This is a genomic window from Alcanivorax sp. (genome assembly GCF_040119285.1).
Classification (GTDB): Bacteria; Pseudomonadota; Gammaproteobacteria; order Pseudomonadales; family Alcanivoracaceae; genus Alcanivorax.
Genome location: NZ_JBEDTY010000035.1, coordinates 200989 through 211130, shown reverse-complemented (window position 1 = coordinate 211130; position 10142 = coordinate 200989). Strand labels below are relative to the sequence as shown.

Genomic DNA, 10142 nt, shown 5'->3' with positions numbered 1-10142 from the left:
ACACCGAGTCGGTCAGCCACCTGGGCCACACTGTGACCACGATCCGTCACCTGACGAACCGCCTCAATCTTGAATTCTTCGGGATAGCGCTTGCTGCTCATAGATACCTCTCTAGTTGCCATTTTGGATGGCTGAAAGGTGTCTAGCAAACTGGTGGCGATTCAATCTCCCCGCGAGGTGACATGATAAAGGGCACCTGAAAATTCAATTCGAATTGGACGTGACATACTCAAACACTACGTCAGAAGAAGTATAAAGTATAGACCTGACCCCAAGGCTCTTCTGTGACCCCAAGGCTCTTCGTGGAAGAGTCAATCATCTATATTTTTCCGGCACTACCTGCGTGAAGTCACCATCAAATTGCACGCTATCAAGTGAGCGCTGAATGCGTTTTTTCAAGTCTTGAACAATCGCTTCGTGATCAATATCAACACCATGCATCTTGTGCATATTGCTGATTCGAATGGTGTTACCACAACCAAAGCTGACAAAATCGTCCTTGAAAAAGCCTGGGCAGGATATTCCGACACTATACTCTTCGGCTCCAGGCCCCTCAGTTCCGAGCTCCTGAGACCATACATATTGATGATTGCTGCTTTGATAGAGGCGGCAGTTCATTTCCTGGACGCGAATCATACTTATGCTGAATTCATCTGGAATCCGGGGATGTTTACCTCCTTTTCCATCAGAGTAGCCTTCCTGCTTTTTATCGTGTTTCCCAATCGTTCGTTTGATTGCCTTCTCGATATAGGCGTCATAATCACCTGTCTTCAATGCCTCCAACTCCAAAGCATCCTCTGCAACATCATACTCATCTATCGAAAATCGAGACTCATACCCTACATAGCGACCAGCGATGCCTTCTGGTCCACCGCGAAAAATAATACCTCCCCAACCATAGGGCCCCCAGAAGCTCCAGACTCCTTCTGGAGCCAACACTGAAAAAGTATCACTCCACCGATCCTTGGGTTTGACCCAACCCTCTGACTTTTTTCCCCAGACAGCATTCACCATGGCTTGATAGCGTTTTTCCGGGCCCGTTATTTCATAACTTTTCGCAGCACACCCCACAACAAGGGCAAGCAAGCCAGCCACTAAAATATTTCTCCAGCCTCTCATGGTGCCACTCCTCCGCAATTGACAATACATTGATAACCGGAGTGTGGAGATAACGTATTCGTGTTATTGCTATTTGGATATTTTTCTCCGCTCAATAACAAAGAAGCATTTGGCAATTTGTACAACCAGGACAGCCCACTCAATGTATGGTTAGAGAAGTTGGCTCCATCGCGCTCATATAGCCAAACGCCGGCATTACCACCCAACCCTTCGGCCACATAATCTCCGTCATTGGACGATGAACCCGCATAGGTTAATTTGAGTGCATCCAATGCATCAAACATGGTCTGGTTTGCCACGGGCGAGCCGTAAGAAACAAATTGGAATGCGGACATCCTGCTTTCTTTGTTCCAAGCTCCCTTATAATCCTCTGCATCCAGCATATTCAAACCTGATAAGGTCAAAATATTGGCCTGTGAATGGTTGGCAAAGTTCGCATCTTTCCCCAACGCCCCTCGCGCCCCCATAACGTCATACATAAATTCGCCCGTTTGCGCTGCAGCGCCTGTCATCAGATTTACATCCAGCCCGATCCAGTCCAAACCTTCAGTTAACCGGTAACCTAATTTATCAGCACCGATTTCAAAAAGGTCGGATAAGAAGCCGTGGCGAGGATTATAATTCTGAGTTAACACAGTTGAGTTCCCTGATTGCTCAATGGCGTTAACCATCGCTTCGGCAGGCGTATTCATCATGCCGTTGGTGGCGTTTTGGAAAGTTGCATTGTCCAGTGTAATATCAATAAACTCCTTCGTTACGAACAAGTCTTGAAGTGCCTGCTGTCCCTCCGGTGCCAAATTCGCATACCCAGGTAGCTGATCAGCAGAGATGTAGAGGTCCGGATTTGCCAGAACATGAGGATCGTCGGCAGGGCGCAGTTGTCGGGTACCGCCAGCAATATCACGGGAACCCGCCATAACCGGCAATTGCGACAACAAGCCGCCATTATCAGCGCTATCAAAGGGCAACAGGCCTAAAGAATATTTGTCAGCTTCTTTCAATATCTCGGCAACTTTGTCAGGCACCAAGTCCGTGCTGATACGCTGGGCGTCCTTTTCCAGCCCCATCGCCGTTAGTTGCCAGTTTTTGCCCAGTTTTTTGTGCTGCTCGGCGATTTCCTTACGCCCCTCTTCCGTAAACACCCGATTATCCACCGTCACACTGGCATCCAATGCACCAGTCTGCTGATCAAGGGTGATTACCTGTGCCTCACTGACGTTACGATTCAGACTAGCGAAATCAGCCTGCTCATCCAAACTCTGACCACCCACAGTGACATTGCCGCCCCCAATCGTAGCGCGAGTCTCACCCTCCATCCTGTGCCCGGTATCCTGAACACTGATCGTCGTCGTGGCCTTACTCACCTGCAGCCCACCGCCCTGTTGATCACTCTTGCTATAATCGCGCAGGTCTTCGACGGTGAGAGTATCAGTACTGAAGTTCAGGTTGCCGTGATCTACCAGCGCGAGTTCACCGGTTTCTGCATCTTCTTCATAGCTGGCATTAGCGATCATGCCGCCGACTAGGGTGGTGTCCTTGGCGGTGACCTGACTGCTTTCACCGTCGGCAATAAGAATGGAACTTTGCTGATTGGTCCGGGCGCCTTCACTGCTGCCTTTGCTTGTATTGAAGCCCGCACTACCGCTTTGCGGTTTGCCGGTGCTACTGGTGCCCGCACCGATACCCACGTTGGCGCCAACACTACTGTTAGTACTGCTATGCGTATCTTGCAGACTTTCAATATGCAGGGTGCCGGTGTCGATATTCGCCGTATTGGCGGTAACCACGCCCCCTTTGACGGAGAGGCTGTCGCTGGTGCTGTTCAGGTAGCCCACATTGAGCTGGCTGTTAACGTACTGGGTCGCCTGGCTCTCTGACTCGGCTTCGTTAAAGCCGGCATTGACATTCCAGCTACCCGCGCCGCTGGTGCTGGCACTGAAACCACCGTTTTTGCTCTCTTGCTCAAAGCGGCTGCTTTGTTCGTTAGTGCCCGCGCCAATAAGGATATTCGCTGCATTCAAATCCAGAACTCCGGCATTAACCTCACTACCGATGATGCTGGCTGTCTTGTCCGCATTGATACTCATGGCGGCAGCATTGAGGCTGCTGCCTTGCCAGGTCTTTTCTGTGGCGGTGCTGGTGGAGGTAGTTTCGCTATGCTGGGCACTACCGCTGACATAAAACCCGGTGCCCCCCGCTGCCGCTCCGGCGGCGGTGGCCGCCAGAGCTTGAGTCGATGCCAGTTCCGCCTGGACCAGGTTAGCGGCGGCGGCGGCTACCATGATGCGGTAATCCTCCAGTGCCTCTTTGGCCAGTTCGCCCCGTTCAACACGCTTTTCCGCGTCTTTCAGGGCGTCTTTCGCGTCACCAACGGCGTCGCCTGCTTTCTTCAAACCTTCAATGGCATACGCGGCATCCACATAGGCATTACGAATACCCACCGAAGTTTCCGTGGTTTTTTCTGTCAGCGTTTCCGTGACCGTCTTTTCATCCTGCACCCCGGTAATGTCTACAGTGGCCCCCGCCAGCGACAGAACACCGTCTTCCCCGGTTGCGTCGATATCGGCATTGATCAGGCTTAATGCACTATCTGCCTCAAGAACAATTTGATTCCCGGCAATACTGCTGCCGCTATGCGTTAGCGTATTGGTGACCGTTGCCTGCTCCAGCTCGGTCAACCGAAGCCCGCCCAGACTGATTTCGTCCTTTTTCAGTGAGGGATCAATACTGGAAGCGGTTACAGTTTCATCCTTTTCAGTGGCCGTAGTTTCGGTGACCGCCGTATCCAACAAGATATTGTCCGCCAGCATCACCACCTTGCCGTTCTCTTCATCGGCTTCCAGGCTGGAACCCGTCAAGGTTATATCCTTTTGGGCTGCAAGCTGGATATTCTCTGCTTGCAGCGTCGAACCGAGCTCGCGACGTTCGTGGATTCGGCTTTCCGTACTCTCGGAAAGCGTTATTTCCATGTCTTTAGCCACCAATCCCAGCCCCGGAAAATACGAACTGCCGACGCCCATGAGCCCGGAGGAGGCTTTCGCCAATTCCTTCACCGGACCACGCAAAGAGCGGGTTTTTATATCCCAGTTTTCGTTTTCCAGAGCAACAGTGCCGATATAGAGGTTATCAATACGACCCCTCTCGATAAGCGGGTTACCGTTTTCATCAAGCTTCATAACTCCATTTTCATCGGTTGCTAGTGCTGCATCACCGATTCGAAGATCCCCTGTCGCTTCCATCTCGGCAGCACCCAATACGACATCGTCCTGGGCATCCAGTGAGATATCTCCCCCTGATGAGAGGCCCGCTTTCGCTAATGCCTGACTAATGCTGCCAGTGTCACGGGTTTTGATTCTGGCGGCGTTCTTTTCTTCAACTTGCGTTCGGTGATATTCACTATTCACTGCTGACTCAATACGGATACTATCATCCGCCACGGCTTCAACACCTTGTTCCCCGTGTCCACTGGAAGCAAGAACCGCAATACCGCCCTCTTCTGCATTGAGAATAAGATTCCCCAACGCCATTAAATTACTGCCAACCGCACGCTTCGATTCCGCTTCTGTCGTTTGTTTCTTGCTGCTACCAAAACTCCCCTCATCCTTGCGGTAGCTATAAAGAGAATCATTCTCTGTCGCATAGCCTACGGTGATATCGCCCTGTGCCTTCAGCTGGATATCACCTTCACTATCCAAGTCACTGGCCATGATGGACAGATCATTTTCTGCCTCCAGCAACATATCGAGGTTGCTATGAAGGTTACTACCGAGCTGGCGAACCTTGCTTTGGGTGAACTTCACATCCCCCTGATCCATGTGACTACCTTGGCTAACGGCAACGCTTTCAACGGAAAGGTCTCCATCGGCCACCAGCGTCAGCAACCCGGCATCTACCTTGGCCCCCTGCAAACGGATATCTCCACCGCTGGTTACAGACAGGTGGTGCGCCCTCAACTGTGCCTGTTCAGTTAACCGTGTCATCCAGTTAAGGGAATCCCCTACTGCGTCGGCCAAGGTGGCTACCTCAACATTACCACCGGCATCCAACGCCAATGACTTGGCCACCAGCTCACCACCAATATTTTGAATATGTTGGGCGCTTTGCAAATTCAGCGCATTACTCGCGGAAATCGCGCCTGTGTTAGTGATGCCTCCCTGTTCAGCGACCATTGTTGCGTTGTTCTCCGCAACAATATCGCCGTGATTAGTCACGTTATCTCCACTGATGGCCACATCTTCAGCACGCAATTGTGGGCCTTCCATGACGGCACTACCCTGGGCTAAATACAGCACCGGGACCAGAACCTGATAGCCAGCCACCTCTTGTTCCTCGAGCCACACTATATCCTGCTGCAGTGCGTTGACTTGCTCTGGTGTCAAGGCCACGCCTACGCTCAGCTGCAGTGATTCAGCCGCAGCAAAAGCGTTATCCATTAACCAGCGAAATTGCTCTTCGTCGCTCTTGAAGTCAGGATCAAGAAACTGGGTACCGGTTACAGCTAATACCGCATCACGGACCAGGGTCGTTTCATAATAGCTGTCACCGAGCCTTCGAACGCTCTGGTCCGGATCCATACCAAGACGGTTGATAAGATATTCGCTACCCAGAAAACCATCCAGCGTGGCAAACAGCGGGTTGGTTTCAATCAGATAAAGGTGGCCCGGGTCATCATTAAAGATAAAAAGGCCATGGGCTCCGGGGAGATCAAAACCCAGAGAGAGAGGATCAAACCGAAACAAGGTATCCGAATTGTGTTCACCGGTGTCGCCATAAATGGCATCCATGGCAGAACCAAAGGTGAAAGCGACACCTTCTTTCTCAACACCGTTGCTTACTTTTTCAGCATCAATAGTGAGATTAGCTCCTGCGCTAACCAACGCATTGATGACCGTTTCTGTCAGAATATTCGTATGACTTTTTGCTCCACCACGGTTACAACGCACCCGGCTACTGTCACACAAATGCCAATTTTCTGAGGTTGGAATAGTCGTGTAAGTATAGTATTTTTTCTTGGTTCCTCCCCCCGAACTTTTCTTCTTGAGCCAAGATTTGTCGACACGTGTCACCTCCTTTAAACCGACCGTGTATGCTGTATTTTCGAAACGGCTTGCCTTAATAGCTATGTCGTTACTCGCCGCAATTACACTGGCATCATTGAGTAGATAATCCCCCATGAGCCAAATATCATCACCAGCCAAAAGCTGTGATTGTCGAGATGAGGAATAGGACTGCACGATTTGTCTTTGATATTTATGACGATAGGTCGTGTCATGGCAGGCACTGCTTCTATTTCGATTAAAACAACGACGATCATAGTCCCTGTCATAGCTATATACAGGGTCATCCCAAACGATTTTTACTTCTGGTTCGCTTGCTAATCTTTGCTCGAACTCCGCCGCCGCAATGCGGATTTTCCCTTCACTGGAAATCAAGCCGGATTCATTATTCACTCGCCGTGCCCAGTTGTCCTTCTCTTCCCAAATAGCATCAAAACTTTCCGAGAGATAACTACCTGCAATATCCAAATTCCCTACAGCATAAATATCTCCCTGATTATCCAGTTCATCCAGGTATAGCGCCATGCCACCAGCAGATAATAATAGGGAGTGCTCTCCATTTATGAGCCTTTCACCAGTGAAGGACAGGCTTTCCAACCCGGCTATATCCCCATGGTTCTCCAGCTCGATAATCGCCAGATTCAAATCACCCGCAGAGCTGAATACACCCTCGTTGCGCAATTGGGAAGCGGTAACCGACACATTACCACGCACCTGCCAATCAGCTTCGGGGCCAACCGATACCGTTTCCGCGTTCAAATTAAACGCATCATCAGCCCTTACCTCGCCACTATGTACATAGCTTTTTGTTGTCAGCGATAACGTCTGGCCAGCTTGCAATGCCCCAGACGCATTATTTAATTCTTCCGCCGTAATATCCAAATCGCCAACAGCATCAATTTCACCGCTATTAACAAGGCTAGCAGTGGCGTTGACTTTCACGTCACTCTGGCCCGCCACCTTGCCTGTATTGGTAAAATTCGCAGTTACTATCTCTGCTACGCCCCCAGCGAGAACATCGCCATTATTGCTCACTCTCTCTTGCGCCAAGATCGTTACCCTATTTTCGCCGGTTACGGCAACATCGCTCTCTATACGGGTCTGGTCTGAGATGATGTGTATTGCATTAGCATTAATATTATTACCTTGAAGATGGATGGCCCTAGCATTCATGGATAAGTGCCCTTCAGCAGCGATACTCCCCACTGCGCTCACAGTGCCTACAGAGGCAATCTGAATATCACCTTTGGAACTGGCATCCGCAAAAACCACATCCCCCTGCGCCGACAACACCATATCCCCATTTTGCGCCGCCACTGGCGCGTTTAGCCTCACCCCGACGCCATTTTCATTGGCAATCAACCGAATCCGGTTGGCATACATGCCCCCCAGTGCACTGGAATCGATGGCAAAATCCGGCTTATTGGCATCGGTGGTTTCATTTGAGGTAGCCAGGGTATTGCGGTCTACCTGCTGCTGGCCGGTGATGATATTTAGGGAGTCCGCATGCAATTGCCCGGCCACTTTGACGGAGCGGGCGATGATGTCGAAACGGTCGGTATTGGAGCCGTTCAAACCATTTTCACCAATACCGATGCGCCCGCCCTGCACATTAAAGCCCTGCAGTTCACCACCCTCCATGATGGCTTTACCGGTGGTCAGCGTGGCGTGGTTGGTATTAATGAAGCCGCAGCCGTTACAGCTGATGCCATTGGGGTTGGCCACCACCACATCGGCGCGGGCGCCGCCTACTTCGATATAGCCCCCCAGGTTGGACGGATTCTGGCCGATCACTTCATTGAGGATCAGACTGGCGGAGCCATTGTGTAGATTCGGATTGCCTTCGATGTAACCGCCCAGCTGTGTTTGTGTCACCTGCTGGCTGTTATTGAGCACTACCCCTTTGCTACCCACGTTGAAATCGTTATAGAAGTTCTGCGAAACGCCTTTATTGTTCGGGTTCTGGATATTCACCACCGGCACGCCATTGGCGGCCTGATCCATTGTCGGTCGACTCTTGGTGCCGTGGGTGGGGGTGATCGGCTGCGCCGACAGCAGCATGGGCTGCCAGATCATCAACAATGACAGCGTATAGACCAACCCCCGGCGAACGGGTTTGGCGGATGACTCAGAATTCGGCATAAAGTGAGGCATGGAGGGTGTACTCGCTGTCAGTCAGCTCTGTTGAATGCTGTTCCATAGGCCAGGAAATCTCGGTGGTAAGACGCACTGACCGGTAGCCCAACCGCACTCCGGCGGTGGTTGAATCTATGCGGGAAAAACCCTGTTCATTCTGGTTACCAGGCACTACCCCTGAGTCATACGCGGCAAAGGGGATCACCGAAAGAGGGCCGGTAATCGGCGGGTAGCCGTCAAACTGTACGCTGCCGGCCACGGCTGAATTTCCGTTCAGAGAAATATCCCGATACCCCCGAACCACTGAACTGGATGCCACCGAGAACCGTTCTACGGGGAACAAGACATCGCTGGCATACTGTGCATTCAACCGTAATGACAGGGCGCCATATAACGGCTTAATAAAGCGATTGGCTGTAAGATATGTCTGATAGCGCGTGTGCGCTTTCTCTGCAATTGAGATACCGCCCGGGAGGTGTGTCGCTGGCCCCATGCCCCAGCCCTCTTCCACGGTAACAGTGCCAGCCAGTTGTGTTCGCCCCCAAAGATGCTTGGCATTGATCCGTCCACCCAACGCTTTTAACTGGTAGGAGCTCACTCTTATGACGGCATCATCCAGCAGATTTTCGGTATCGGAATAGGAGCCCAACAGCGAGAAAGACAACCGGGAACGGTTACTGCGGTATAGCGTACGCGTAAGCTCAATGCGGGAGGTATCGGTAACGCCGGTGGTTTCAAAGCGCTGGAAGATGCCTTGGATTTCGTTTTCATATTGTTGACGGTTATAGCTTAGTGCCAGATTCCAGTACCCTAGGCTGATGTCATAACTGAGCCCGGCGCCCCAAGCGCGATCCGAAAATTCCGTGTCCAGATCACTGTTCAGGGAGAGGGATACCCTGTCGGTGAGGCCAAAGGGGCTTCCCCAATCCAGCCCCGCTTGGGCGGTGCCATGGGTAATATCGCCATAGTGTTCTTGATCCACCACCAACGTGCCCCGGTGGCGCTGTGGCCAGTCCGCCTGGCCGAGCACTATCGTGCCTCCTTGCTGCTCCCCCGGTGCCAGATCCATCTTCGCGTCTAGGTGAGGCAAACGCGCCAGGGTTTCCACTGCATGCTCCAAGCCGCGCAGATTCACCAAATCACCGGGCGACGCCGGCACAGCCCATTCCAGCACACGCACCGGCATGCCCACCGCCTCGAAGGATTCCACTTCGCCTGCCACTACAAGAAACACCAGGGTGCCGGACGCGATGTCCTGCTCGGGAATCAGCACTCGGCTGGTAACATAGCCCTTGTCGATCAACGCATTGGAAAGCACCGCCTGCAAGGCGCGGATATCCTGCATGCCAATGCAGGTACCTTCTACCTCCTCTGCAGGGCGGCGAAACCAGCGCCCAAACGGCAACGGGGCCTTATCCAACGTGTTGAATTTAACCGAGGCAATCTGGAAGCAACGATCGTATGCGCCAGAGCCTTCCGGGACCGGCACATGCAGGTTCGGCCTTTCGCCGGGCACCTGCATTTCCTGCAATTGCTGCTGCTGACGCTGACGCTCCTGCTCTTGCAGGCGGTCGAACATGCGTTGCTGGGAATTCGGCGCAGGGGCGGCCGTTACCGCCCCCACGCCTGTGATACCCACACAGAGACAGGCGGCGATAACGCCGTAACGAAATAACGGTTTTTCCCCCAACATGGCTATCCTTGCCTATTATCATCACACTGCCGAAGCGGGAAGGTTCATTGCCTTCTCGTAGTTGTGTATTGTGCTGCGGCGAATTAACAAACGGCGATTCTACACTTACAATTAAACTAACGGATTTGAGAGATAGC

The 10142-nt window shown here is 52.0% G+C and carries 4 protein-coding genes; all 4 read right to left on the bottom strand.

Translation table 11 applies throughout. The annotated features are described in order from the left end of the window. Positions 1 to 101: transposase (locus ABNH10_RS14400; RefSeq protein ID WP_349384879.1), on the bottom strand; the 101-nt coding region annotated here is incomplete at its 3' end. A gap of 214 nt (positions 102 to 315) precedes the next feature. Next, positions 316 to 1119, bottom strand: coding sequence for a hypothetical protein (locus ABNH10_RS14395; protein WP_349386581.1), 804 nt, complete (start codon positions 1117 to 1119; stop codon positions 316 to 318). Next, the gene (locus ABNH10_RS14390; protein ID WP_349386580.1) at positions 1116 to 8318 is read right to left on the bottom strand and encodes a two-partner secretion domain-containing protein; all 7203 of its coding nucleotides are present in this window, start codon (positions 8316 to 8318) and stop codon (positions 1116 to 1118) included. Before ABNH10_RS14390 ends, ABNH10_RS14395 begins: the two co-directional genes overlap by 4 nt. After that, the gene (locus ABNH10_RS14385) at positions 8305 to 10005 is read right to left on the bottom strand and encodes a ShlB/FhaC/HecB family hemolysin secretion/activation protein (RefSeq protein ID WP_349386579.1); all 1701 of its coding nucleotides are present in this window, start codon (positions 10003 to 10005) and stop codon (positions 8305 to 8307) included. Before ABNH10_RS14385 ends, ABNH10_RS14390 begins: the two co-directional genes overlap by 14 nt. Between the last annotated feature and the right edge of the window lie 137 nt (positions 10006 to 10142).

Excerpts from the sequence above, each read along its gene's own strand:
- ABNH10_RS14395 (WP_349386581.1), bottom strand. The coding sequence starts at position 1,119 with ATGAGAGGCTGGAGAAATATTTTAGTGGCTGGCTTGCTTGCCCTTGTT.
- ABNH10_RS14390 (WP_349386580.1), bottom strand. The coding sequence starts at position 8,318 with ATGCCGAATTCTGAGTCATCCGCCAAACCCGTTCGCCGGGGGTTGGTC.
- ABNH10_RS14385 (WP_349386579.1), bottom strand. The coding sequence starts at position 10,005 with ATGTTGGGGGAAAAACCGTTATTTCGTTACGGCGTTATCGCCGCCTGT.